This is a genomic window from Rufibacter roseus (assembly GCF_001647285.1).
Lineage (GTDB): Bacteria > Bacteroidota > Bacteroidia > Cytophagales > Hymenobacteraceae > Nibribacter > Nibribacter roseus.
On the sequence record NZ_LRML01000019.1, the window covers coordinates 17,763 to 44,247 of the forward strand.

General features: G+C 49.4%; 15 protein-coding genes. 3 read left to right on the forward strand and 12 right to left on the reverse strand.

Annotated elements, in window-relative coordinates; genetic code table 11:
• Positions 1-327 precede the first annotated feature (327 nt).
• From hrpB to A8O23_RS19310, 5 genes are all read right to left on the reverse strand, one after another.
• Complete coding sequence (gene hrpB, locus A8O23_RS19290) at positions 328-2,877, reverse strand: ATP-dependent helicase HrpB (protein WP_066625115.1); 2,550 nt, start codon at positions 2,875-2,877, stop codon at positions 328-330.
• A gap of 122 nt (positions 2,878-2,999) precedes the next feature.
• Positions 3,000-7,088 carry an IPT/TIG domain-containing protein gene (locus A8O23_RS19295; RefSeq protein WP_066625117.1) on the reverse strand — a complete coding sequence of 1,363 codons (4,089 nt, stop codon included), beginning with the start codon at positions 7,086-7,088 and terminating at the stop codon, positions 3,000-3,002.
• A gap of 1,051 nt (positions 7,089-8,139) precedes the next feature.
• A complete protein-coding gene (locus tag A8O23_RS19300; protein ID WP_066625121.1) occupies positions 8,140-9,672 on the reverse strand; it encodes a TROVE domain-containing protein in 1,533 nt (510 codons plus the stop codon).
• Positions 9,673-9,753: 81 nt separating this feature from the next.
• Entirely contained in the window at positions 9,754-11,802 is a 2,049-nt protein-coding gene (locus A8O23_RS19305) for an AAA family ATPase (protein ID WP_066625123.1), read from the reverse strand.
• Between the two features lie 57 nt (positions 11,803-11,859).
• A complete protein-coding gene (locus A8O23_RS19310; RefSeq protein WP_066625125.1) occupies positions 11,860-13,278 on the reverse strand; it encodes an RtcB family protein in 1,419 nt (472 codons plus the stop codon).
• A gap of 250 nt (positions 13,279-13,528) precedes the next feature.
• On the opposite strand from A8O23_RS19310, the gene A8O23_RS19315 reads away from it, so the two are divergent.
• Positions 13,529-13,939, forward strand: coding sequence for an SPW repeat domain-containing protein (locus tag A8O23_RS19315; protein WP_153042292.1), 411 nt, complete (start codon positions 13,529-13,531; stop codon positions 13,937-13,939).
• A gap of 94 nt (positions 13,940-14,033) precedes the next feature.
• Complete coding sequence (locus A8O23_RS19320) at positions 14,034-14,915, forward strand: alpha/beta fold hydrolase (RefSeq protein ID WP_066625224.1); 882 nt, start codon at positions 14,034-14,036, stop codon at positions 14,913-14,915.
• A gap of 263 nt (positions 14,916-15,178) precedes the next feature.
• Here the strand turns inward: A8O23_RS19320 and A8O23_RS19325 are convergent, their stop codons facing one another.
• The 4 genes from A8O23_RS19325 to A8O23_RS19340 form a co-directional block, all read right to left on the reverse strand.
• Complete coding sequence (locus tag A8O23_RS19325) at positions 15,179-15,556, reverse strand: hypothetical protein (RefSeq protein ID WP_153042293.1); 378 nt, start codon at positions 15,554-15,556, stop codon at positions 15,179-15,181.
• Between the two features lie 103 nt (positions 15,557-15,659).
• Positions 15,660-20,567 carry an IPT/TIG domain-containing protein gene (locus tag A8O23_RS19330; RefSeq protein WP_082883174.1) on the reverse strand — a complete coding sequence of 1,636 codons (4,908 nt, stop codon included), beginning with the start codon at positions 20,565-20,567 and terminating at the stop codon, positions 15,660-15,662.
• Between the two features lie 184 nt (positions 20,568-20,751).
• A complete protein-coding gene (locus A8O23_RS19335) occupies positions 20,752-21,813 on the reverse strand; it encodes a nucleotidyltransferase domain-containing protein (RefSeq protein ID WP_066625136.1) in 1,062 nt (353 codons plus the stop codon).
• Positions 21,797-22,564, reverse strand: a complete 768-nt coding sequence (locus A8O23_RS19340; RefSeq protein WP_066625140.1) for a nucleotidyltransferase domain-containing protein — start codon at positions 22,562-22,564, stop codon at positions 21,797-21,799. Before A8O23_RS19340 ends, A8O23_RS19335 begins: the two co-directional genes overlap by 17 nt.
• Before the next feature lie 199 nt (positions 22,565-22,763).
• Here A8O23_RS19340 and A8O23_RS19345 point away from each other — a divergent pair, with 199 nt between their 5' ends.
• A complete protein-coding gene (locus A8O23_RS19345) occupies positions 22,764-24,509 on the forward strand; it encodes a WYL domain-containing protein (protein ID WP_066625142.1) in 1,746 nt (581 codons plus the stop codon).
• Between the two features lie 45 nt (positions 24,510-24,554).
• Here A8O23_RS19345 and A8O23_RS19350 read toward each other — a convergent pair whose 3' ends face one another.
• From A8O23_RS19350 to A8O23_RS19360, 3 genes are read right to left on the reverse strand one after another with little or no spacing between them, the layout of a single operon-like run.
• On the reverse strand, positions 24,555-25,331 hold the full coding sequence (locus A8O23_RS19350) for a DUF4488 domain-containing protein (RefSeq protein ID WP_082883175.1): 777 nt from the start codon (positions 25,329-25,331) through the stop codon (positions 24,555-24,557).
• A 41-nt stretch (positions 25,332-25,372) separates the two neighbouring features.
• Complete coding sequence (locus A8O23_RS19355; protein WP_066625145.1) at positions 25,373-26,149, reverse strand: sulfite exporter TauE/SafE family protein; 777 nt, start codon at positions 26,147-26,149, stop codon at positions 25,373-25,375.
• Between the two features lie 23 nt (positions 26,150-26,172).
• Positions 26,173-26,472: a hypothetical protein gene (locus A8O23_RS19360; RefSeq protein ID WP_074988443.1), complete on the reverse strand. Its 300-nt coding sequence runs from the start codon at positions 26,470-26,472 to the stop codon at positions 26,173-26,175.
• Positions 26,473-26,485 lie beyond the last annotated feature (13 nt).

Sequence of the window (26,485 nt, forward strand, 5' to 3'; positions counted from 1 at the left end):
CGCAGAATAGAAACTTCGGGAGGTAAATTATGACAACTTCTCCATATTGCCAAAAGTGAAAAACCTATTGATTATCAGAAACTTTTTAAAGTGATCAACCATGAAATCAAAGTATTTATAAATGGTTGAAGAAGACTCTACTACGGGTTCAAACCAAGAGATAGTAGCTTAAGGTAGCCTCGCCAGAATTTAGTGTAGTATATCAGCAGTGAAGGGGTCTGATTATTCCGATATTTTCGTGTTCCCTATAAAATAAAACCCCTCACCTGCCAAAGGAGAACGAAGGGTTTTCAGGCTGTTTTTTGAAAATCAGCCTGAAAACAGAAGCTACCAGGTCCTCTTCTTAGTGCCGCGGGTGGGAGGGGCGGAGAGAGGATCTTCGGGCCAGTGGTGTTTAGGATAGCGCCCTCTCAAATCCTTCCGAACATCAAAATAGCCGGTACTCCAGAAACTGCGGAGGTCGCGGGTGACTTGCACAGGGCGCGAGGCGGGTGAAAGTAAGTGGAGGAGGAGCGGTACTTTGCCGCCGCCTATGCGGGGAGTGTCTAGCATTCCGAAAACTTCCTGCAGACGCACGGCCAAAACAGGGGCCTCCACATCAGAATAATCTAACGCTATGCGGGAGCCGCTGGGTACCTCAAAATGCGAGGGGGCTAACCGTTCCATTTCCTGGCGCTGCTCCCAAGTCAGGTCTGCCAATAGTATTTCTTTAAAGTCAAGCTTGGCGACCTGGTCCATCGTCCGGAGCCCCAGCAGGTGCGGAGCCAGCCAATCTTCCATGGTAGAGGCTAAGGCGGTATCTGAGACATCGGGCCAAAGGTCTGGCTGAAGGTGGTGCAGAAAAGCCAGCCTTTGCCGGACTTTCAATGCTTCTTCTGGCCATGGCAGGCGCTCCACGTTTTTTTCCTGAAGAGCCAGCAGCAGTGCTTGGGTCACCAGTTCAGGGTCGGGAGAAGCCAAAGAAGTTTCTTCCAAGGTAAGGGCACCCAAGGAGGTGATTTGACGGGCTATTACCCGTTCGGTGGCAGCGTCATACCGCACTTCCTGCTTTTTCTCTAGCTGAGACGAAAAGTACTGTAATATTTCAGCTTTTGAAAGGGGAGCGGCTAACAGTACTCGGGGCTGCTTTCCCAGATCAAGGTGCGCCACGCCATAGAATTCAGCCTCAGAAAACAGCTCAGTGGCCAGGGTGGCTCGTTGGCCATTCACCAGCCGCACTTTGCCGGAGGTTTCTCTCTGAGCTAAGCGGTCTGGATAGGCCAAGGCGGTAAGCAATCCGGCAGGGTCTGTGTTTAGATTCCCTTTGGCTAATTTGATTCTTTGCCGCAGGTTCTGGGCCTGTTCCTTTACTTTTCTAATAGCATTTTCATCTGGCACGAAACCAGGGGTGGGCGGACGTTTTCCGGTCAATAACTCCAGGCGCAGGCCCAAGTCTGGCAGCGGATTTCCCCACTGAATCTGGATGGGCTTGAGAACATCTCGGTCAGATAACAGGGCAGCCAGATCACAGGCGGTGGTGCCGAAACCTAGCTCATTGCCCCGCATCACCAGGTGACCCAACCGGGGCGATAAACCCAAAGCTGCCAATGCTTTTCCGTGCGCGGTGGGGTTGCCGTTGTGTTCAATGGCCTCTAATTTCAGCAGCAGTTCTTTGGCCAAAGCCAGCGCAGCGGCGGGCGGAGTGTCCAGCCACTTCAGATCAGTTACATGCTTTACTCCCCAGATGGAGAGTTCCAAGGCTAGACCGGTTAAGTCGGCCTCGCAAATCTCCGGCGCTTGCCTGTCGGGGAGTTGCAAATGATCAGCTGAAGACCAAAGGCGGTAACAAACACCAGGCCCCAAACGACCCGCCCGACCACGGCGCTGATCTGCGGCTGCCTGTGAAACTGGAATGGTAGCCAAGGTGGTGAGGCCGGTTCTGGCCACGAATTTAGGCACCCGCGCAAACCCTCCGTCTATCACAATTTTAACGCCTTCAATGGTCAAACTGGTTTCTGCTATACTGGTAGTTAGCACTACCTTCCGTTGCCCCGCCGGAGCCGGACGAATGGCCGCCATTTGCAGGCTCAAGTTCAGGTCGCCATGCAAGAGGTGTAGGTTTACGTGGGCCGGAAGTTTCTCTTCCAGTACCTGACCAATACGGCGCATTTCGCCCATGCCGGGCAGAAACACTAGCACATCGCCCTCTGTTTCCTGTGTCAGGGCCTGACGTATGGCTTTTGGTACCAGGGCAACCAATCGTTCGGCGGGACGGGCACCAGATTGAGCTGCTACCTCGGCAGCTGAGAGATAATGCGTTTCTACCGGATACTGCCTGCCCTCGCTGCGGATGACGGGCGCCTCCAGCCATTGCCCCACCTGAGTGGCGTCTAACGTCGCACTCATGACCACCAACCGCAAATCTGGCCGGAGAACGGCTTGCGCATCTAAAGCCAGAGCTAAACCTATATCGGCCTGCAGGCTACGCTCATGGAATTCGTCAAAGATAATGGCAGCCACATTTTCTAAACCAGGATCAGACTGCAGCAGGCGCGTGAGAATTCCTTCCGTGACTACTTCAATTCTGGTTTTGTTGGAGGAAACGTGCTCCATGCGCACCCAATACCCCACCGTCTGGCCAACTTCCTCGCCCAGCAGATCGGCCATGCGCTGTGCCGCTGCCCTTGCTGCTAAGCGGCGAGGTTCCAGCACGATGATCTTGCCGTTGTTACGCCAACCGGCCTGCAACAAAGCCAAAGGCACCAAAGTGGTTTTACCGGCCCCCGGAGGAGCTTCCAACACCGCCCGCGGATTTTGCTCCAGCGCCTCCATCAGGCGCGGAATGGCTTCGGAAACAGGTAACTCAGGTAAAGGCAAGGGAAAAGAATGCTTCGTCATCTGCCTCAAATTTCAGCATTCTTTCTGAGTTTTGGTAAAGCCGATGGTGGTGAATACGTTTTGAAGCTGTTTTTCCAAAAAGAGGGCTAAAACACTTCATACAAGTGGAGGGAGAAGTGCAGTTACAGCACCATAATCCTTTTCACTACGGCTCCATTAGAAGTCTGCACCCGCACGGTGTAAATGCCCGGCCCAAAATGGGAGAGGCTCAATTTCACCTCATCGCCCGGAACAGGTTCCCCCTTTTGTACTAGCAATGTTTTCCCGATGGCATCATACACTTCTACCTGCTGCACAGTATAGTTGGCCTTGTACCAGTTAACGGTGATCTCGCCGCGGCTAGGGTTCGGGAAAACGGCAATGGCGTCTTCCTTGCTCAGGTCTAGAACTGCAAATTCATCTCCGGTAGCTTCCCCTCCGGCCCCTTCAATTTTCACCGCTCCGGTACTCACTCCTTTAGGTGCTTTTACCACCAAAGTAGTAGGCGTAGCTTCTAAGACAGCCGTGGGTTCCCCATTGAAGAATACCGCATCTGCCTGCCCATCGGCCCCGAAATTCTGGCCAGTGATGGTGACCAGCGTGCCGGCGCTCCCGCTGTTGGGGCTAAACGAAGTGATAACCGGAGCAGGGATAAAGGTGAAATCAATGGCGGTCTGGGCCGTGCCTCCGGGCGTCTGCACCTGAATTTTACCCGACTGGGCGTTGGCCGGTACTTTCACCGTGAGGCTATTAGCTGTGGCAGCAATAACTTGAGCCGCTGAAGTGCCAAAAGTTACAGTGTTGCGGTTAGTAGCTTCTGCGAAATTGCTTCCCTGCAGAGTTACCGTTACGTCTGTCTTTCCTTTGTCTGGGTTGAAGTTGGTGATGACAGGGCGGTGCCAGACCATGAACTCCTGCGCGGCTTCCACTTGCCCACCTAAGGACTTAATCAAGATTTTTCCTTTTGTGGCAGTGGCGGGAACCTCCACCATCAACTGCGTTTTTGTGGCCTCAGTTACTCTTGCTTGCACGCCGTTGAAGTAAACAGTGTCTTCCTGCGCAACTGAAGAAAAATGGGTTCCAGTTATGGTGACCATGCTGCCCGGTTTTGCCTCAAGTACGGAAAGAGAGCTGATGGTGGGTGGCTGAAAGATAATGTAGTCTGAGCTGCTATGAACGGCTCCATCTGGGGTAACCACCTTGATTTTCCCGGTGAAGGCATTTGCTGGCACCGTTACTTTTAGTTCTTCGGCAGAGGCACTCTGTACCTGCGCTGCTACCCCGTTAAAGTAGACCTTGTTGGCGGTGGCATTGACGGCGAAGTTTTTCCCGGTAATGATTACCTGTTGTCCTGCGCGGCTTTGGGTAGGGGTGAAAGACGAGATAGACGGAGACACGACCACATTCTTGGCCGACAGCTTGCGGTCGCTCAGCACGGGCGGCATGTCGTAGATGCGGTTCTGGATGGTGTTGGTGCGCACCGGCTCGTTGTAGTCGAAGAAGATGTCGGCCAGGTTCTCTATCAGGTGCTTCTCCGGCAGGTCTGCTTTCGGCCTCACGCTGAACTGGATGAAACCGTTGCTGCCGGCCTGGTCGGCGGCGCTGTCGGGCAGCATGATGTTGTTGAAGGTGAAGGTGAGCACCGGCTTCTCCTTGCCGCTCACAGACAGCACGTAGGGGTGCGACACCGCGCCCACCTGGAAGGTGGCCATGTCAAGGTCTACTGAGAGCGTGTCTACCACCACCACTCTATATGCCACGTCGGTGCCGGTGTTCTGGAACCGGACGGTGTAGCGGAGGGGGGTGTTGGTGGGGGTATAAAATTCAGAGGTCAATCCCACGGGAACCACCTGTTTGTCGTTGGGATCATAGGAGTCGATGATGGGCAGGCAGCTCTCTGAGACTTCCAGCTCAGGGTCGTCGGGCGGCAGGGCCATCATGGCGGGCGCGGGAATGCCATTGTTGCGCGACCTGATCTCCAGATTGGCGCTGGCCATGGTCTTGATCGGGTGCCCCTCGGGCTGGTCGGCCTCCAGTCTTATTACCCTGCCGGTGGTGGGGACGCGGAGTACTGTGCTGTCGCCGGAGGCTAATTGGTATTTGCCTGTCAGAAGCAATTCTTGGTCTTCATACACGCGGAAAGAGAGGCTGTCGGTCATGTTTCCCTCACCTTTGTTTTGGAGTAAAAAGCGCGCTTGTTCATCTTCTGCAGTAGAGGCGGCAAGGGTAATGTCAGCTTTACTCCATTCCGGCAATACTGGGTATGTATTCACTGGCGTAATCCAAGCCTTGGTGCAGACGGTAAGGCCCCTGATGTCGGGGTCGGCGCAGGAGACGGAGTCCAGTATGGAGATAACGCCGCGCTGGCCCGGCTGCAGGGTGCCCACCTCAAAGAGGTAGTTGCCCTTGGCGTCTCTAGTGAATGGAAGGCTGGCTGATTTGAAGGCCACCTCCGCGGGGAACTGCACTGTCACCTTAGCGTTGGCCGCCGGGGCAAAGCCGTCGTTGGAGTAGGAGACGGTGGTGACATTCTCCATGCAACGACGCCGCCTGTTAGAGGAGAGGTCTACCTCTAAATATGGGGAAAGGATGACCTGATTCCCGAAGTTTATATTATTAACTCCACCGTTTGCTGCTGTTACATTAACTGGCTTACCTTCTGCAGCATTATAGCAAATTGGTGTAATTTTTCTGCCATTCCCTTGGGGAAGGACAGGCTTTACAATGTAGCTACCCGTATCTACATTAATGGCATAATTGCCCTGAGCATCAGAAATTCCATAAAAAGGACCAGGATAAGCAGCCACCACCACTGCCTCCATTCCTTTTTCAGATTCATTTGGTGAGCAGTCACCGGACTCTTCCTGGAAAATTTTTCCTTTGATAAAAGTCTGATGAAGGGAAATGCTAGCGTCAAATAAATTCACGCAAAAAGCATCATAATAGCCGTAGTTTTTAACTGTGTGCTCTCCAGCAGTAAATGATTCTAAGTAATACCCTAGCACCTTGCTGACAGAACCAGAGGAAGGTAAGATTTTCATTACCAAGCCAGGAGTACTTTGTCCTAAATTTGATTCCCAAATTATGGTCCCGTTTTGATCATAGCTGGTAATTCTTGGCAAGGGATTATTATTTTCTGCGGTTATATAGCCACCGGCCTGTATTCTGCCTTTTAGATAGGCAACAGTAAGATAACGGCTGTTATTACTTGGGAAAGCCCCACTTTTAGCCCAGGCTACCTTTCCACTTGGTTCCAACTTGGCAATGAAAGCATCACTAATTGTGTCTGTGTTAACTGGTGGAGCAGGAGTGTTGAGTTCAATCTTGTCAAATGCTGTTTTACCGCTAAATGTACCTGCCACATATACGTTGTCCTCATCATCTAAGGTAAGGTCTATGCCCTCGGTAGAACCTTGCTCTCCCCCAAAAGATTTTGCTTGAAGTACCTCTCCTGTAGGGGAATATTTTACAAAAAGCAGGTTTTTGACTCCATTAGGGCTGTTGAGATTAAAGCTGCCGTAGTTACCAGAGCTTGAGATGGACCCAACTTGTATTACATCACCTGAATGATCAAATGCTAAGGAAGAACCCTTAGAAATTAAGTTTTCACCCAAGCCAGCCTTCACCCATTCTAATTGTCCGTTGGTGTTATATTTTAGAACAAAATCGCGCTCTTTACAGCAGGCTCCGCTATATAGTTGTAGACCAAGAATGCTTGAACTCATGGTGGAACCTGTTATATAAGTGTTGCCGTTTTCATCTGCTATAATCTGCCTTGGATAAACAGCCGAGAATTGCCCCTCATCTTTAACCCAGAGGTTGTTCAACTCAGAGTCAAATTTGGCAACAACTATAGAGTTTTGTTTTCCATTACCTAAGACGTAGATAAAACCTTTGCTGTCTACAGTTACCGAAGGGAAATGTTCTCCCAGGGTACGTAAAGATTTGAAATTCTTCAAATTGCCCGCTAGGTCGAAAACCGCAAGGAAGCTTGCATCAGAACTAACTTCAGTGGAAGAGGTGGTAGAATTAATGTACCCTCTGGTTTCAAGGTAGTGACCCATAGTGCCCACCACGTACATGTTGCCTTCTACATCAGTGGCAGCATCATAAACAAAATCAGTGCCTTTGCTGCTGAAGCTAATAGGGTTAAACAGCGCCTGTGAGAAGGTTTTAAGACCTCCAAGGAAGAAAAAAACAATGAATAGAAGAAATACTATAGGGGTTTTCATAAGCGGGGGTTATGCGCGGATTTAATTTGATATGTAAATTTTCTATGAGTAAACATACAAAAATACCAACTAAAAGAAATGAAATAATTCTGTGCGCTTGCACGTAGCCAAAAGGGAGAGTAAGGTAGTTGGAGCTTTTGGATATATAAAGCAACTAGCTGTTGCAGAATCTACTAGCTGATGCTGCTTTGGAATTTAGCCAAAGAAACGGGCAACAAACGGGAAGAGACATTTTGGCGTGCTACCTTACACCAGTTTCTTTCTCTGGGAGAAAGAGTAGCAGGACTTGAACCTGCACTTCCCGAACCTGAATCGAAGTAACTCTTGCCTACGGCACCGTTCTTTGGTTAAAAATTTAATAGGTATTGCCAGCTCATTCCCCCCATTGGTAACTGTTTTGTTGGGTACACCAATGGAAATGAGCTTCAAATTCTACTTGTAAATAATTAAGGCACACGAGCGGGCGACAAGCGATAGGAGACTGTACGTTGCTCTACCAACTGAGCTACACCTCCAGTGATAAAAGCTGGTGGAGGTGACGGGACTCGAACCCGCGACCCACGGATTAAGGATCGAAGTAACTCCCACCTACGGCACCGCTCGTTTTTGCCTTGTTTTTCAGAAATCAGGTCTAAAACAGGAGAGGGGAAAGGGCGACAGGCGGCGCGTGCTTACCGCCCTTGCGGACGGGCAGGGCTCGAACCTGCAACGTCAAAAAGACTTACCACGAAGTATCACGCGCCTACGGCACCTTTCCTGTTTCTCTGTTTTCTAAGTAAGTTTTAGCGCTTCAAATTTGTTTAGTCTGGTGAGGCCATAAAAGGAGGCGGAAAGGGCGACAAGCAACAGGAGACTGTAAACATTGCTCTACCAACTGAACTACGCCCCCTGGGGAGCGGAGGGACTCGAACCCCCGACACATGCTATCGAATGGAAGTCGAAGTAACTCCCGTCTACGGCACCTTTCCTTTTACTTTGTATGGTTCTCAACTTGCGTTTTAGGGTCGTTTTCTTAAAAACAGGCCGGAAACGCTTTTATAGTATTGCAGGTTTAATCTATCTCGGTTTTCTCTACCTCCGCCAAAGCGTTGCCGCCGTTCTCAATGGCCTGCAGTACTTCAAACACCTTGTCTGACCAACCGGAGATCAGGAAGACATCGTCCTGCTCCAGGCTTAGGGGCGTGGTGCCATGGCCGGCCAGGTCAAACAGGTAGAGGCGGGCGCAAGGGTACAGGGCCTTGTACTGCTTCCACTCGTGAGCCAGGCTGGTGTTGTTGCCGGTGCTGTTCCAGAGCTGGCAGTCGGTGAAGAGCATGATTTTGTCTGCTTTCACTTTCCGTTGGCGCAGGTCTTTGATCACCAGAAAGCCATTGGTGCTGTAGCCCACTTCGCCTGCCTTACGGTACAGCTCCTGCACGTTGGCCAGCACTTGCCCTTTGGGCAGGTTTATGGTTTTCCAGGTGTCGCCGAACATGCCGGAGATGACCCGCTCACATTTGTGTTGCAACAGCATGCCCAGGAGCAGGCCAATGTCATAGAGCATGACCTTGCTCCGCGCCGATACCGGCATCTGCATAGAGCCCGACACGTCACAGGCCACGACCACCTTCTGCTCACCGGAAAAGCCGGGCAAATTGCGGATGCTGTGCTGCACGGCCTCTTCCAGCGCGCTGAGCACGCGGGAGACATCGGCTGAGGCCAGGCCTTTCACCTCGCGGTACGCCGCCAGAAACCGGAACGGCAACTGCTTCGCTTTTTGCACCGCCAGCGGGCTGGCCAGCGTCTGACATACCTTCCGGATGTGCGCATCAGAAACCTGGGCCTCCAGAATGTTGCGGAGGTTGCGCAGCAGGGCCATATAGCCCAGCCGCCCGCTGTCTATGAGCTCTTCCCACTTCGCTCGAAACGCCTGATCCCGCGCCTCCTTATCTGCAAAGGGCTGTTGCCCCAGCGCCGACAGTTCGGTTTCCCAGGTGTAGGGCGTGGGCAGTGTGTTAGAGGCAATCTGGTGGAATACGGCTTGCTGCCGCTGGTCTTTGGGCTGCGGGTGCACCAGGAACAGGGCATCGCGGAGTTTGACCTCGGCGGCGCGGTTGTACTTGGCGAACTGGTAGGCATCAAAGCGGTTGAAGGCCAGGGCCACGCCCCGCTGCAGTTGCTTTGAAAGCCGGTTCAGTTTTTTGGTGCCTTGGCGGCCGTTCCGGAGCTGGTAGTACGCCAGCAATTCGGTAATTTCATCGACGCGTTGCAGGGTCTGGGCCACGGCGCGGCTCACCAGGTTGTCGCCGCGGTGCCGGTGCGCCAGCTCCACCAGCAATACCAGGGGCACGCTGCGCAGGTTCATTTTGGTGCGGGCGTACACCGCCAGCTTCGCCACAAACTCCGGCTCGTTCTGCGCCACCAGTTCCTGCAACCGCTCCAGCCGGGCACCGGCGGTCTGGTAAAAGGTGTTCTGCAACGAAGCCGTGACAGTGGCCGCGTACAGCTCCGCCTTCGGGTCCATTTTCCAAGCCAACGCCCCCTCATAATTCAAGGTGTCGGCTTCGGTCGCTTTTGTTTTCGGTTTGAAGAAGTTGAATCGCATCGCCTTTGTGGTTAGTGAACGATACAAAGGTGAGGGGGCAGTGCGCAGTCTTTTTGCGTAGGTGGAGAAAGTTTTAGAAAATTAATTAAAATTATTGTTATGCCTCTGAATAAATTCAAATAAAGTAATTGTAATATCTCTTGCGTCTTGGTTTTGGCTTATGTCTTTCCAAGTTAAGTTATGGGCTTCAACTTCATCTAGGACAAATTTTGAGAATTTGTTTTTATAATCAGTTGTCAAGGTGTTGCTGTTTGTCTCTTTAACTTTAGGAATTTTTGGTACTTTATTTCTTAATCTTTCAGTAAGGAATTTGCCTAATCCTTCTTGTCTGTACCTTAATTCTGTAAATTCCATTCTATCAACAATCTCACTTTCAATCTTTAGAACTTTTTTCATGATTCTATTTATGATTACCGCCGAAAGGGTATTCTCGATCTCTAAAGCGCCAGTTGTTTTATAAAGAAATTTTTCGCTTTGCCATTTCTGGTACTCTTCATGCTTTTGTTGTTTCCAATCACTTGAATCTTGATCTGCAAGAATGAAAATTCTATTGGAAAGGAAATGAGCTTTTATTTTGTTAAGGTCATTAGAATTTTCTTCATTAAAAAGATAATGCTGAAGATTTGAACCAGCATATTCAAAAAAAGAATAATGTAAATCTTCCTGATATGTTTTTGTTTGGGTGTTGGAGTATGCTAATAAAAATGCTTGAAGGTAGCGCCTGTCTGAGATTCCTTCTACCCATATGCTACAATTTGACATAAAAACTGAAGCATTGTAAACACCGAGTAAGTCTAATACTTTGGTATTGTTTCCAATTACTTGGGATATTCTTGTTGGGCTCTTATTCTCAATCTCAATTTTTTCGAATGAAAAGATTGAGATTGATTTCTGATGTGATAAACTAAGATTTAACAGATGATTGGAATGGCTTGTTAAAAAGAAAGTTAGATTTTTACTTTTGATGAAGCTATTCGCAAGAAGTGTGTTTAAAAAAATGTGTTGAAGTCCAGGGTGTAAGTTTATTTCTGGCTCTTCAATGAAAAACCATGAATCTTTTTCTGCCATAAATATAGGATAGAGGAGAATTATTAAAGATTGAACGCCATCACCTAAATCATGAATTTCTCTGTCTTCTTCTCCTTTAATATAAATCTGAATATGTTCCTCTTCATTAGTGTCTTCTTCAAGGGCGATTATGTCTATATCTCTTCCATCAAAAAAGTTATTACTTAGAAATTCTTCGAAATTTCTAAATCTATCTCTAATTTCTCTTCTGCTATTCCTGTTTTTCTTTATCTTGTTGAAGAGATCCATTCCAGTAAAGACTTCTATCTTGTCTTCTGGCTTGATTTGATAGTGCTTGCAAATTGTTGAATGGTATATATCTCTATTGATTTTATAGGTTTGATTATTGTCTGATTTGTCATAAAAAGAGACAGCGGATCTTAGTGTAGGAATATAAATTTTTTTTGGACTAAAATAGTCAATTTTAGAATTTAATAGCGTTGTGGTTAGATCTAATAAATTTTTGAAATTATTAAACCCTTTTAAGACTTTATTTGATGAAGCGTTTACTCTTATATAGCTAGTATGATTGCCTCCTGTCTCATTTATGATTTCATGAATATTTACAATAACGTCAAGAGCAAGGTTGAGTTGTTTAATTTGGATTAGTGAGGTTGATATATCGTCTGATGAATTTAAAGAGTTTATGGTGTCGTCAATAACTTTATTAATATAATATTCATTTACTTCTATTGAACTTGAATTGAAATTTATTATAAAATTTTTTATTTTATTAAAGAAGGTATAGTCTGGGTTTATATTTTGAACTGAGTTTGCTGAAGTTCTTTTAGTGATTGTAACATGAGATCCTTCATCGAATGAAGTAAATATATTTTCTGCTTCAAATTTAATCTTCTGTATAATTTCTTGAATGTTAATATTTAATAAGTTAAGTGATGGAAGTTTGAGTAAAGATCTGGTAAATCTGCTTTTACGGGAATTGTTTGAGCCAATTAATATATTTAATTTATTTATACTGCCTATACAGTTAATTATTTGGTTTTCAGTATTTATATAATCTTGGTTAATGACACTTTTAGGTAAATACAAGTATTTGTTCATTGATAAATTTTTATAGCCGGTTCATTATTGTCCTAGTTCTATAAATCTATCTAATTTTTACTCCCCCTCCAAATACTTCTCATTCCCACACATTCGCACAATCTTAGGGGTGAAAGTGCCTACCACGTCTACCAGTTCCTGCTGGGCGGCCATGACCTGGTGGATGTCTTTGTAGGCCATGGGCGCTTCGTCCAGGCCGGAGCCGATGAGGTCTATGCCCGCGGCTTGCAGGTGCTGTTGCACCAGGGCGGGAGAGAGGGTGTTCTGGGCTTGGGTGCGGGACATCTGACGTCCGGCCCCGTGCGAAGCGGAGTTGACCGAAGCCGCCACGCCGCGTCCGCGCACGATAAAGCCGGGGGCGGTCATGGAGCCCGGTATAATACCCAGCACGCCTAATCCGGCCGGAGTAGCGCCTTTGCGGTGCACAATGACTTCCCGCCCCTGCGCGTCCAGCTCTCTCCAGGCGAAGTTGTGGTGGTTCTCCACTAGGGCCAGCGGTTCCAGGGCCAGAGCCTGCGCCAGCCGCGCGTGAATCTGGTGGTGGCACGCGCTGGCGTAGTCGCCGGCCAGGTTCATGGCGAGCCAGTATTCCTGCCCGGCCTCAGTGTCCAGATCTAGCCAGGCCAGGTGGCGGGCCTCCTGCGGAAGCGGCGTTTGCGCCATGGCCAGTTTGGTGTAATGCCCGGCAATTTGCGCACCCAATCCGCGGGAACCCGAGTGGGAGAGAATACCCAGATATTCTCCCACGGGTAAGCCAAACTCGTTCTGGGCATCAGAGAGCGTCACCGCCCCGAACTCCACAAAGTGGTTTCCGCCACCCGAAGAACCCAACTGCGAAAAGGCCCGGTCTTTCAACCCACGCAGCACCGGAATCTCCATGAACTCCGCGCGGTCAATCACGGCATGCTCCTGCGGCTTCTGGAACGTGGCCCGCCCGAAGCGCGTGTTGTCTACCAATATCTTTTTGAGTTGGTCGCGTTGCTCGGTTATCAACGTGGCCGGAGCTGGGTAAAGCGTCAGGCACATGCGGCACCCAATGTCCACGCCCACGGCGTAGGGAATAATGGCGTTGCGCGTGGCCAGCACCCCGCCAATGGGCAAGCCGTAGCCTTGATGCGCATCGGGCATGAGGGCACCCGCCACCGCCACCGGCAAACGCATGGCCGTCACCATCTGGCGCTTCGCCCCTGACTCAATCCCCTCCACGCCATACGTGGTGAAGGGAATAGGTGCGTCATGCAGGGGAATAATGCCTGGTGCCTTGGGTGCCGTAAGCGCCTCTGCCAAGTCCGCGAGAACGGGGTGGGCAAGGTATTCGGCTGGGTTGGCCAGTACCTGCGCTAAAAGTAGAAGCTGTTCCTCTAGGGGAGTAGCGGCAAAGTGCGCCTGCAGCAATTTGAGCGTCACACCAATTGCCTTGCCCTCAGGGAAGCCAAGGGCGAGCAGGTCTTTTCCGGTAAGTGTTTCGTTTGCCATAGTTTGTAGGGTTGCGTGTTGAACAGTGGCAAAGCAAAAGCTAATGTGCGCAGTGTTTTTGCGCAGTTTTAGAAAAATTAATACAAGTTTTTGTTTTTGGGCTGATTTCTAGAAAACGGGCCAAAAACAAATTAAGACCGAAGCGTTTCCTCCTGATTATTTCGCCTGAACATCCTTTGAGCCGCCTCGTACAGAACTAGACATGGTACGCTTTGGGCTACCGGCTTTTTCCACCTTAAATCAGAAATATATGTGGCAACCTATTTCAAGAGAACTGCACGGCATTGCCGATGTGGCGTATATTCCGGCCGTAGCCTCGGCCCCCGAGACAGTGGGTTTTACCGAAGAAGAAACCGCCACCACCCTTTGCCGCGCCATTAGCGGCGGAACCTTGGTGTCAGCCTTGGTCACCAGGGCAGAGTGGGGAGCCGTAAAGGCCATGCCCTTTAAAATGCACCTGGCCGTTGACTTTGCCACCAGCGCCTTTGCGTTGGCCGCTCCCTGGCTTTTTGGGTTCTCTAAAAATGCGAAAGCCCGCAACACCTTTGTCGCCATGGGCTTGACTGGTCTGGTCGTAGGCTTGCTGTCCAGACCCGAGGAAATGGATCCTGACAAAGAGCAATGGCTGAAACAGAAGGCCGAACAGCTTCCGCCGTTGTAGGTGCCTTTACGGCTCCAGTTTGATAGCCAAGCTTGGGCAGCCTGTTGTCTGGGCTTGGCATTTTTTTCTTCGTCTGAATTCAAAAGAACGTTCTATGCAAGACCAGCTTACTGTTGACCAAATTATAGATCGGCATAAAGAGGCCGGTACGTTTATAGAGGTAGAACACCTGAAGACTTTTGTGTTGGATCAGGGCGGTGGTGAGGCGGTTTTATGCGTGCACGGGGTACCTACTTCTTCTTACCTGTATCGCAAGGTCATTGCCGAGCTCGCCGCCAATGGTTACCGGGGCGTGTGCGTTGATTTACCCGGACTAGGATTGACAGACAGGCCTCAGGACTTTGAATACTCCTTTCCGCATTTCGCCCGTTTCCTGGCGAAGGCTGCAGACAAACTTGGTCTTGCAAAATATCATTTGGTAGTGCATGATATTGGTGGCCCCATTGGGTTTGCCCTTGCCGCCCAGCACAAAGACCGCATTCTGTCCCTTACCATCCTGAACACTTGGATAGATGTGGTCAACTTTAAGAAACCGCTGCCCATGCGCCCCTTTGAAAAGCCTGTGTTAGGCGAGGCGCAGCTGGCTGCCGTGCAACATCTCACTTGGTATATGATGTTTACCACTATGGGCGTGTCTGACACAGAGAACATCAGCAAAGAAGAGGTTTACGCCTATGTAGATCTGCTGAAACGCGAAGACAATGGAGCTGCTTTTCTGCGGATCATGCGCAATTTTGACCACCGCGAGGAGTTCAGAGAAACGTGCCTGCGGGCGGTGCAGAACGTGCCCTATCCGGTGCAGGCTATCTGGGGCGCTGAAGACCCTGCCCTCCGCTTTGAGGAGCATGGAGAGGAAATAAAAAAGGCCGCAGGTCTAAAGGAAGTACACCAATTGAATGCCAAACATTTTCTGCAGGAAGAGAAGTGGCAAGAAATAGCTCACTTGATTATAGAGCAGGCAAAGGTACGGAGGTAGAGGGTGGCTCTGTTTTAGTCTTGTTTTCAGGAAAACAGGTTTAAAATGAAATTACTTTTTTACTTCATAATGTCCTCCATTCGGATGTGTTCCGGTGCAATCGCATGATTCAAAAGAATGGCTTTCTACCCAAACAAGTTTATTTTTGTTCTGCTTATACCATTTCCGGACAGCGGCTTTAAAATCTTTTCTGTTTTTATACTGCTTGTTTAAGTGTTTCCAGTAAGAACAGTAGCCACAGCCTACTTCATCGAATTTAGTGCCTAATAATTCAAAGGTTGGTAAGCCATGAATATTTCACCTAAGGCCACATAGGCTATGTCGGCCACTGTATATTGGTGTCCAAACATGGATACAGCCGCGGCAGTGGAAGTGGAGTCATCTAACTTGTCCAGCAGTAGGGGAATAGCGTTGGCCTTAAGTTTAACTACTTCCCAGAAATGTTTTGAGCCACAACCTTGGGTAAGAACATTTGCCGTACCTGGTGTTCCCTCGCAGATGGAGGGCATTTCGGTGACAAACCGCAGACTGTCTACCTTTTTGGAAACACTGGCAGTTCCCTGTGCGATAACTGTTTGGCTAAGGAAGCAAACCAAGACGGCATTGGCCAAAAGGAAAAGCCAAAAGTGTAAACTCTTCATTACTAGAGGTTTTAATTTGTGTGAATGGAAATCCATTCTTCTTAATCGAAGTGAATTATAGTTGCACTTGCTCCTTTGCAATGAATTTTAATGGGCTGTTCATTTATATGATAGAAATTCTTTTAATCACCTTGCCTCTTGAGGTATGGATCACCAATAGGAACATTCCGGGTGGGGCATGGTTTAGGTTCACTTCTACGCTCTCCGTCTGACCCGCTGTGATGTTTTGAGTGTGTAGCAGTTTGCCGGTTATTTCAAAAACCTGTACTGCCTGCACATCAAAATCAGCTTTAATAAAGTCAACGGTAAACTTGCCTGTGCTAGGGTTAGGGTACACCTGAATAGCCTGGTCTGCGGTGAGTTCCTCAACGGTAAAGTTGGCGTGAGCCCGACCGCCCAGCCCCGCTACCGTTACCTGTCCGGTGACGGCACCTCGCGGTACCCGCACCTGTATAGTAGTGTTGGAGGCGTTCAAGACCAATGCTTTTGCTTCACCAAACCAAACGGTGTCTTGCTCCCCAATGGCTAAGAAGTTATCTCCTTTTAAATCTACTACCGAGCCCACACTGGCACGGGCAGGTTGCACTGCTGTAATGATGGGCGCAGGAATAATTTCAAAGAATTTGCTGGCAGAGCCGCCAGGCGTAGTAGCGGTCACCATGCCTGACACCGCGACTGCAGGTACTTTTACCAGGATTGAGTTCCCTGTAGACGCTAGTACTTCTGCTGGCTTATCACCAAACTGTACAACATTTCTGTTATTCTCTGCAGCAAAATTGTCTCCTAAAAGGATAACGAGCCCGCCCACGCGTTGTCTTGGTACATTAAAACCAGAAATGGAGGGAGTATACCATACTTTGAAAGCGGTGTGGCTAACGGCTTCTCCACCTTTTGACAGTATAGTGAATTTGCCGGTGGTGGCATTATGCGGTATGGTTACAGTAACTGAGTTTGTGCCGAATCTGATAATAGGGCAAATCAATTCTCCTAGCAAAACCTGTTTTACCAACTCTTGGGTTAAGAAGCTGCCTTGCAGCGTCACCTCTGAACCAATAATTCCCTCAGTGGGGCTAAAGCTGGTAATAACAGGTGGTTGGTAAATGATAAAGTTAGTAGGGCTGGTGCCTTGGCCATTCTCTGTGATCACTTTTACTGGGCCTGTTGTGGCTCCCGTTGGTACTACTACTCTCAATAAGGTAGGGCTGGCTTCTATTACCTGCGCCTGCGTTGTATGGAAGAATACCTGATTTTTGTCGGCGCCCTCAGCGAACTTGCTGCCGGTAATGGTCACTTCAACTCCCACCTTTGCTGCATTGGGGCTGAAGTCCGCCACAACAGGGTGATGCCAGACCATGAACTCCTGCGCGCTCTCCACCTGCCCCCCGAGGGTCTTGATCAGGATCTTTCCTTTGTAGGCGGTGGCAGGCACCTCTACCTTGAGCTGCGTTTCTGAGGCCTCCAGTACTCTTGCCTCCACGCCGTTGAAGTAGACGGTGTCTTCCGCTATGACGGACGAGAAGTGGGTGCCTGTGATGGTTATTGTTGCCCCCGGTGTGCCTTCCCACGAGGAGAGGGAACTGATGGTGGGTACTTGAAAGACAGTGAACACTTCGGCGGCGCTGGCTGTCCCGTCAGAGGTAACTATCTTCACCTTGCCCGTAGTTGCGCCAAATGGCACCAACGCTTTCAGCTCTGTGGCGGTGGCGGCAGTTATCTGGGCTTGGGTGCCGTTGAAGTATACTTTGTTGCCGGAGGCGGTGGGGCTGAAGTTCCTGCCGGAGATGGTGACCAGCGTACCTATCCTCCCTTGGGCAGGGGAGAAAGCCTCTATGCTCGGTGACACAACCACATCCCTTGCTGATAACTGGCGATCACTGAGTACAGGCGGCATGTCGTAGATGCGGTTCTGGATGGTGTTGGTGCGCACCGGCTCGTTGTAGTCGAAGAAGATGTCGGCCAGGTTCTCGATCAGGTGTTTCTCCGGCAGGTCTGCTTTCGGCCTCACGCTGAACTGGATGAAACCGTTGCTGCCGGCCTGGTCGGCGGCGCTGTCGGGCAGCATGATGTTGTTGAAGGTGAAGGTGAGTACCGGCTTCTCCTTACCGCTCACCGAGAGCACGTACGGGTGCGACACCGCGCCCACCTGAAAGGTGGCCATATCCAGGTCAGCGGAGAGCGTGTCCACTACCACCACGCGGTAGGCCACGTCGGTGCCGGTGTTCTGGAACCGGACGGTGTAGCGCAGCGGGGTGTTGGTGGGGGTGTAGAACTCTGAGGTGAGGCCCACGGGCACCACCTGCTTGTCATTGGGGTCGTAGGAGTCCACGATGGGCAGGCACTCCTCCACGAACTCAGGCTCAGGGTCGTCGGGCGGAAGGGCCATCATGGCCACGTCCGGCAGACCGGAGGTGTTGCGGCTTCGGATCTCTAGGTTGGCGCTGGCCATGGTCTTGATTGGGTGCCCCTCAGGCTGTTCTGCTTCCATCCTAAGCACTCTGCCGGTAGTAGGTACGCGCAGGACGGTGCTGTCGCCGGAGGCGAGCTGGTACTTTCCTGTTGTCAGGAGCTCCTGGTCTTCGTAGATGCGGAAGGAGAGGCTGTCTTTCATGCTGCCCTGGCCTTTGTTCAGCAGAACGAATCGGGCTTGGTCCCCCGCAGATTCCGCTGCGGAGAGGGCGATGTCGGCCTTGTCCCAGACGGGTGACTCGGGGTAGGTATTGGTAGGGGTGATCCACGCTTTGGTGCAGACGGTGAGGCCCCTGATAGTAGGGTCGGCGCAGGAGACGGAGTCACTGATGGAGATAGTGCCCCGCTGGCCCGGCTGCAGGGTGCCCACCTCGAAGACGTAGTTGCCCCTGGCGTCTCTGGTGAAGGGAAACGAGGCGGACTTGAAAATGACCTCCGCCGGAAACTGCACGTGCACCTTGGCATTTGCCGCCGGGGCGAAGCCAGTGTTGGAATAGGAGACAGTGGTCAGGTTCTCCATGCAGCGTCTGCGCCGGTTAGAGGAGAGGGAGACGTTAAGAATTGGGGACAGAGTTACATGATAGCCAAAGTCTGGGCCCATGACCAAGATTCCATCTTTCTCCACGTTTATGATAGGGCCAGTGGGTGAACAAGTGGGAATAATCTGTTTTCCTGTAACAGAGGGTGGTATCAAGGCCGAAACAGTATAGGAGCCACTCTTCACCGGAATTACATACTCTCCGTTTTCATCAGAAATACCATAATAGGGGCCTGGTTCGGCTTTTACTATTATGCCGGGCAAGGGCTTCTCCCCAGTATTGACTTTACAGTTTAAATTTGAATCCTGGAAAATTTTACCGGTTATGGCGCTTTCAATTGGCGTGCCTGCAGAAAGATGTTCCGTAACGTAAGAGAAGTTCAGCACCAACAGTTTGTTACCTGTTCTATTAAAAGATAACAGACCGGACGAGCTAGGTATGGAGCTGATTTGTTGGCCTTTAGGGTTAATTACCCTAATCACACTTCCCTCACCACTCCATAAATAAATATTGCCAAAATGATCTACCTGAATTGAAGCTAAAGGCAGGTTAAAATTCCGCGGATAAGAGCCTTCCGGACCTTTTAGATCGAAAACGTCAAGTACGGCATTTGTACTGCTGTACTTATGAATTCTGTAATTATTGTAATCCACCACGTACAGGTTGCCGGCTTTGTCGGTGGTCAAAGCAGAAGGGGAATAGAAAGTTCTGCCTCCGCCAGGGTAACCTATAATCTCCCCTTTCGGATTGATTTTTACAGCATGGCCAAATTGTGCGTTAAGCACATAAAAGTTGCCCTGAAAGTCTAAGTGGAACTGCGCAAACTTGTAAATACCGTTCGTAGGGGTAGGAGGGAACTCCATGAGGGTTTTCATCAATTTGCCTGCAGAAGAAAACTGTTTAATGCGGGCTCTATTGGTGGTATTAGATTCAAACAAGAACACATTACCCATGGCATCGGCTTGAATGCCAATTGGTAACCATTGAAAGCCTGACTCAATTCCTGTGTATTCAAATTTCAAAAGCAGCTTCCCATAAGAATTGTATTTCTCTATGGCTACCGCAGGGGAAGTCTGGAGCAGGTAATAATTCCCGAAACTGTCTTGAGTAATGGATTTGTATCTTTTTGTGTTCCCAATGGTTTGCCTGAGTTCTCCGGAGGAAGTAAAGATTTGAACCAGGCCATTTTGGTCAATATAATTTTCTGCAACATGTATTTCGCCCTGAGCACTTATGGCCAGATTCTTAGTTCCATTACTGATTGTGGCCCCAACGGTACTTAAATATTGGCCTCCCTCAGAAAGCCTTTCAATCTTCTTGCTATACTCTTCAATGACATACAAATTACCAGAAGAATCTACGCCCAGGTCTCCGTAGTTTTTGGTGGAAGTATTATGAGGAAGAGAAATTTTAATGGTGCCAAGCAGGATGCCGTCCAAAGAATACTTCATGATTTGGTCTGCGGTGGAAGAAGCCAAAAGGATATCATTGGGCGTAATGGTAATTCTTCTTAAGGGAACGCCTGTGGTAAAGCTTCGGAGTAAAACACCGTTTTTGTTAAACTTTTGAATTAGATTTACCTCATTATAATGAACAAAGCTGTTTCCTTCTGAGTCAACCGCAATACCGGAAACATGTGCTGTTTGCCCGGACGGTTTTACATCAAACTTAGCTATGGAGGCGCCGGAAGGGTTTAAGATTTTTACATAAGAATAGCTGAAGTTGAGGAGGTACACATTTCCCTGCCGGTCAACGTCAATGGCATTCATATACCCTGGGTAATCTTCTGTGACTTCCCCTATCGTCTTTAGAAAAGTGCCCGAACTGTCAAACACTTTCACATGATTGTGTTCCAAAACATATTTGTTTCCCTCCTGGTCTAGGGCTATGTCATAGGCGTGTGACATAGGTAAGCCAAAGGTTCTTGTTAGATTAAATTCTGGTACCTGCGCCCAAAGAAGAACGGAAGGAAGTAACAAGAGGAGGGAAAGTAAAAGCTTTTTCATTTGGCTAGATGAATTCAATATTGGTTATGAAAACCTGCTTGTAAAGAATAAAATATTTGATATAAGTTGTGTTAAACAAAAATAGCTTAATTATCATTAGGATGGTCTTATGAAATAACCTGTTTTGGGCCTGTTTTTATAAAATCAGGCCCAAAACAGATATGCCATTTTAACACAGCCTTATTTAACACTGGTAAAACTCCCGCCGCATTTGCACCAGCACCTCATTTATCTTTGTCAGATCTGGCTCTATAGGTAAATCAGAAGCGGCATAAAGCGCATCCATCTTTTCAATCCGTTCCTCGGCCATCTGCACCAGTTCTGCATACTCAAATGCACAGGAGCGGATTTGGAGCAGGAAATCACGATTGGGTCTGCGTACTTGTATTTGGCCGGTGCGGGCAATTTCCTCGGCCATGTCTAGCAGCCGGAACGTGTGCATGAGGTTCTTGGCATCATAGTTCTTGCCGTGGCTGAGGGTGTTTTGGTAGCGGGCGTCGTTCCGTCTCTCCACCCATTCCCAATACTCGCGGTATTCTTTGCAGTAAGTGGAGTAACCGTTCTTGTTAAAGGACATGAGCGCCAGTGGTTCCAAGCCTTTAGGAATGGAGCTAAGTGAAACATCGTTGGCTTCGGAGTTCTGGACAATGCCTTTGAAGTTGGAAACTGGGTCAGAATACAGGCCATACAGTTCCGGCATGTGCGGAATCTTGGCCAGCCCACAGGTTTCCTGCCGTAGCCCGCGCTCCGCCAGGAATTCCAGTACCGGTACCGCGCCCTGCCCCTGTGCCACAAAGCAAAAGTCCAGCACGCTTTTGCGCTGCGGCTCCACCGGGTTGACAATTTTCTTGTTCAAACCTTTGGCTTTTTTGACCTGCGTAAGGGCGTAGCCGGCAAAAGTGGTCTGGCAAAGCCTGGATAGGAACAGCTTAGGCTTTAGGCGCTGGAACAAAGGGTGCTGTTGTAGAATACAATCCTCAGGCATAGCCAGCAACTCCAGCATATTGGGGTTGTTTTTGGCCAACAATTCAACAAACCGCTTCAGCTCATAATAAACAATGTCGTTGCTGGGGTTGTTCAGTTGCTCAGTGTAGTGCAGCCCGTACAGGTCTGCCTGCGGCAACACAAATACCCCGCGGATATCGGTGTCAGAGGTGGGGGTGGCCAGGCCATAAGCTTTGCTACCGCTGATGCACTCCAGCAGTAAAAGGTTCTTTTTAGGTAAATCTTCAAGCGAGAGTGCCATGGTCTAAAACGGTTTTACGGAATAAGGTATCCAGTGCTTCGGTACTGCCATTGGCTTTGGGCATGTCTTCAGCTTTGCTTTCGCAGTAGCGTAACGTTTGGTAAAGATACTGCTCCAGCGCCTCTTCCTTTGGGTGTACATATTGTTCGGTTACGGTGGCTTTTAGTGTAAGAAGCTCCTCAATTTTTTGAAGTAGCGAGGGATCTTCCACTAATGGGAGCAGCTCCGTGAACAGCATGGGCGGCATAGTTCGGTACTCCACAATCCAGCGGCTGGCCAGGGTGGTGCGCAGCAAATAAAAGTAGCTCTTCAGCTTTACATTTTGCTCTGGCGCACAAGCCTTGTAATAGTTGAAGGCCATGCTCAGGTAGTGGTGCAGCCCAGCCCGACAAGAGAAATAAGTAGGTGCCACTGCCTGCAAATCTTCCAGAAATGACCTCTGCTGTCTGTACACTATAGGCGACTGCATTTTTTCGAATATTGACGCATTGGATTTACGGAGCAGGCGTAATGCTTTCCGCAGATCCCAGCCTACCAAGTCAAGGTCGCCGTCCATAGACTCAAGGGTGTCTTTCCGCTCGTCAATGGACAGGTACCAGTCTGGCTGGTGCTGGTACACAAATCGCACATCATAATCAGAGTCGGGTGAGGGGAAACCCCAGGCGCGGCTGCCGCTTTCTATGGCAAACAAAATGGTGATGTTGTTTTGGGTCTCTAGTTCCTGCAGTTTCTGTTGTATCAGTTTTTCCATAGTTGTTTTCTTTTGATGCTTCAAAAGAAAGACCTAACTGCGCAGGCTTTTTGCGTAGTAGAAAGTTTTTTCTAAATTTCTTCCCAAAGCATCAACGGTAGGTTTGAGTTTATAGCCTTGCATCCTGCTATTCAGGGAAGCAAAAAACCATAACCACTCACTTTAATCTAATAACTGTTCACTGATTACTGACACCCTCATGCCCGTTAACCGCAATGCCCTTATCCGCTTCAGAACCATAGACAATTGCCTCCGGAACCGGTACCGTAAATGGACGTTGGAAGACTTGATTGAAGCCTGCTCTGAGGCTTTATACGAGTACGAGGGCATTGACAAAGGCGTGAGCCGGCGCACCGTGCAGATGGACTTGCAGCTCATGCGCAGCGATAAGTTGGGGTACAATGCGCCGATTGTGGTAGTGGACAAAAAGTACTACTCCTATGAAGACCCTGACTACTCCATCACCAACATTCCGCTCACCGATCAGGATCTGGGTAAACTGACCGAGGTAGTGGAAATACTGCGGCAGTTTAAGGGCTTTACGCATTTTAACGAGCTCAACGGCATGGTGCAGAAGCTGGAAGACCGAATCTACACCGCTAAAACGAAGCAAGCACCCATTATTGACCTGGAAAAAAACGAGCACCTGAAAGGACTGGAGCACCTGGATGTGCTGTACCAGGCCATCCTGAAAAAGCAGGCGCTCACGCTGACCTATCAGTCTTTCCGCGCCCGTGATGCCAGCGACTTTACCTTTCACCCGTACTTTCTGAAAGAATTCCGGAACCGGTGGTTTCTGGTGGGCGTGAAGAAGCGGTCTCAGCCGGTGCTTACCCTGGCGCTCGACCGTATTATTGCAGTGGAGGAGGCGCAGGTGGCTTACGTGGAGAACACCACCATTGATGTTTCGGCCTACTTTAGAGACGTGATAGGGGTGACCGTGAACCCCACTGAGGAACCGCAGACTGTGGAGCTGTATTTCAACGCTGACAATGCCCCCTACGTGCTCACCAAACCCCTGCACCACTCGCAGAAATTACTGGAAAGAACAGGTAATGGCATTATTGTGCAGCTCCAGGTGCAGCTGAATTTTGAGTTGGAGCGCGAGATCATGGGCTTTGGGGATTGCGTGAAAGTGCTGAAACCGGAGCGCCTGAAACGCCGCATTCAGGACAAGATGAAAAACGCCGCGGAGCTGTACGAGAAAGAACTGAACCTGATAGAGCTGGAAAGCTGTAAGCGGAAAGTGCTGCGCAGCGGCTCCGCCATTTTAGATAACCTATACACCCACAAAGAAGTGGGACAGATGCTCAGCATCATCAAACGCACCACGCAGGCGCATCCAGACCGGTTCAAAGGCACCGAAGATTTGTTTTCCATCCGGAACCTGCTGCAGGAGATTCCCAAACTCAAAACCGTGCTGTTTAACCAGAACCTTTGCCGGCTGGTGAAAGAGGGCTTCGGGGAAAATTACTTCCTCACCAAGGCCATCTTTTTCGATAAGCCGCCGCAGTCTAACTGGTACGTGACCTGGCACCAGGACATACCCATTAATGTGCAGGGAAAAATCGAGACCGAGGGTTTTCGGGGTTGGACAAACAAAGCCGGATTAATAAGCGTGATTCCGCCGCTGGAGTACCTGCAGAAGTCGGTCACGGTGCGGGTACACTTAGACGATACCGATGAAAAAAACGGAGCGCTCCGCGTAATTCCCAAAACGCATTTCAAAGTGCTGAACAGTGAAGAGATTGCCCACATCAGGGAAACGGAGGAGCCGAAGTGCTGCAAAGTTCTGCGCGGTGGCGTGCACCTCATGAAGCCTCTAACACTGCACGCTTCCTCTAAAACCGAGAATGATCAACACCGCCGAGTCATTCACCTAGAGTTTAACTGCCTAGAGCTGCCTGAGAAAATGGAGTGGCTGGAGCGGGAGGATGTGCTTTAATCTGTTTTGGGGCTGTTTTCACAAAAACAGCCCCAAAACAGAAAATTACTCAGAGGTCAACCTCGTCCAGATTTCATTCACCTTTCCTCCGGTGCTGCTGAGGCCGCTGTGGTGCCAGTTGCCATCTTTCACCTCATAGTTGAACGTTAAATCCAAGCCCACGCGGTTGTTGTCGCGGGAGAAGAACTCAATATGCTCCGTGTATTTTCCGTCTTTTAAAGTGTAGGTGCCGCCACCGGTACCGGAGAAAGCAGCCGTCTCCAAATTGAAGGCAATCCACTGGAAGCGGTCGTCGGAAAGGATTTTAATGGTTCTTCTGGGGCCAAGCTGCATGGAGTTCATTTGCCCGTTCTGTACCTCCCGCCCGCTGATCCGCCACGCTCCGGCCAATGGTGAAAAAGGTGTCTTTTCCTTTACCTTCACCCAAGTCTGTTGTTTTCCGTCTTTTCCGCTAGGAGTCTGTATCTGCCATTTGCCGTTCTTTTGGCTAAACGTGCCCGCTACTTTGGAACCCACTTTGGTGCTATCAAAGGTGTTGAACTGATAGGTGGCGGTGAACTTGCCATTTTGCAGCGTATAAGAGCCGCCGTAGGTGCCAATAAACTTCTTGTCGGGCAGGTTGAAATATGCGACGGAGAAGAAACCATCTTGCATGTTTCTGACTACGGTGATGTTGTTTTCGGGCTTCTCTGTTAGCTGCCAGGAGCCTTCCAACACTGTAGCTTGATTTGGTGCAACAGGTTTGAAGGCCGGTAAGAAAAACAGGCTACCCAGTAGCACGACCACCCCTAAAATTGATTTAAAAGATATTGCTGCCTTCATACGTAATAGGTTTTTGTGAACACGACTGAATAAAGTAACTTCTAAATACTGATGCCCAGGCTATGGCTCATGACCAGTTTTACCCCAACGTACAGCACCAGCACACCGGTCAAAGCCCGAATGGCAGACGGTTTCAGCTGCCGCAGGCTTAGCCTAGTGCCTAGCTGACCGCCGGCTATTACCGCCAACAACAGCAAACCCAGCAACGAAGGGTTTACGTGCAAATTTCCACTAGCCGCTTGCCCTAAGAGTCCGGCGGCTGAATTTACCAGAATAAAGAAGCTGGCTAAGGCAGCAATCTTTCGGGCTTCGGCCCACTGCAGCAGATGCAGTACCGGAGAAATTAATATTCCCCCGCCAATACCAACCAACCCCGACACAAAACCAGCCCCGCCGCCAAGTACTACATTCTGCAGCTTTGATCGTTGAGGAATTTGCAAGATAGGAGAGGGTATAGCAAAGAACTGAATAATGAGCAGCAGCCCAGAAAAGGCCAAGACACTGCCCAGGCAAATGAAAAAGATGCTTTTTGAGAGCACCACGGTTGCACCCAGAAAAGCTGCCGGAATACTGCAGGCCACCATGGGCAGAAACTTTTTGGTATCAAACTGCCCGTCTTTGATGAACAGAAATGTGCTGCCCGATACCACCGCCAGATTGCAGAAAAGCGCCGTAGATTTTATCTCCAGAAAGTTAGGCAGAAACAAGGCCAGCAGCGCCAGATAACTAGACCCGCCCCCAAACCCCACCGAGGAATACACCAAGGCAATGGCAAAAAAGCTAAAGGCAAGCAGGAGCATGTGGGTGTCTAAAATCATGGAAGAGCCCCTTCAAGATAAAATTAAACAGCAGATTTCATTCCTCTGATTGATGTCCAATATTCTTCTTTTACATCTTCATCAATGATGACAGGCACTTTGCTTGCCCAATGATAATCACCTCCTCTTTTCTTACAACCAGAAACCCAATATTCCTCCAAAGTGTCTGGGTTGAAGAAGTTGCCTTTTATCTTTCCCGAGCCTGCACGGTGTAAGGTAATGCCTTTGTAACACACTGTTTGGTAGGTTCTCGAAAAGGAAATACGCCCTATTCTTCCTTCACCAGTTTCTTTGTTTTCAAGATACATAATTCTTGATCTCATGGCTTGCATTTAG

Bases quoted from the DNA above. Each gene is read 5' to 3' on its own strand.
- A8O23_RS19360 (WP_074988443.1), bottom strand. From the start codon at position 26,472: ATGAGATCAAGAATTATGTATCTTGAAAACAAAGAAACTGGTGAAGGA.
- A8O23_RS19350 (WP_082883175.1), bottom strand. From the start codon at position 25,331: ATGAAGGCAGCAATATCTTTTAAATCAATTTTAGGGGTGGTCGTGCTA.
- A8O23_RS19330 (WP_082883174.1), bottom strand. From the start codon at position 20,567: ATGAAAAAGCTTTTACTTTCCCTCCTCTTGTTACTTCCTTCCGTTCTT.
- A8O23_RS19335 (WP_066625136.1), bottom strand. From the start codon at position 21,813: ATGGCACTCTCGCTTGAAGATTTACCTAAAAAGAACCTTTTACTGCTG.
- hrpB (WP_066625115.1), bottom strand. From the start codon at position 2,877: ATGACGAAGCATTCTTTTCCCTTGCCTTTACCTGAGTTACCTGTTTCC.
- A8O23_RS19300 (WP_066625121.1), bottom strand. From the start codon at position 9,672: ATGCGATTCAACTTCTTCAAACCGAAAACAAAAGCGACCGAAGCCGAC.
- A8O23_RS19340 (WP_066625140.1), bottom strand. From the start codon at position 22,564: ATGGAAAAACTGATACAACAGAAACTGCAGGAACTAGAGACCCAAAAC.
- A8O23_RS19320 (WP_066625224.1), top strand. From the start codon at position 14,034: ATGCAAGACCAGCTTACTGTTGACCAAATTATAGATCGGCATAAAGAG.
- A8O23_RS19355 (WP_066625145.1), bottom strand. From the start codon at position 26,149: ATGATTTTAGACACCCACATGCTCCTGCTTGCCTTTAGCTTTTTTGCC.
- A8O23_RS19345 (WP_066625142.1), top strand. From the start codon at position 22,764: ATGCCCGTTAACCGCAATGCCCTTATCCGCTTCAGAACCATAGACAAT.
- A8O23_RS19310 (WP_066625125.1), bottom strand. From the start codon at position 13,278: ATGGCAAACGAAACACTTACCGGAAAAGACCTGCTCGCCCTTGGCTTC.
- A8O23_RS19315 (WP_153042292.1), top strand. From the start codon at position 13,529: ATGTGGCAACCTATTTCAAGAGAACTGCACGGCATTGCCGATGTGGCG.
- A8O23_RS19305 (WP_066625123.1), bottom strand. From the start codon at position 11,802: ATGAACAAATACTTGTATTTACCTAAAAGTGTCATTAACCAAGATTAT.
- A8O23_RS19295 (WP_066625117.1), bottom strand. From the start codon at position 7,088: ATGAAAACCCCTATAGTATTTCTTCTATTCATTGTTTTTTTCTTCCTT.
- A8O23_RS19325 (WP_153042293.1), bottom strand. From the start codon at position 15,556: ATGAAGAGTTTACACTTTTGGCTTTTCCTTTTGGCCAATGCCGTCTTG.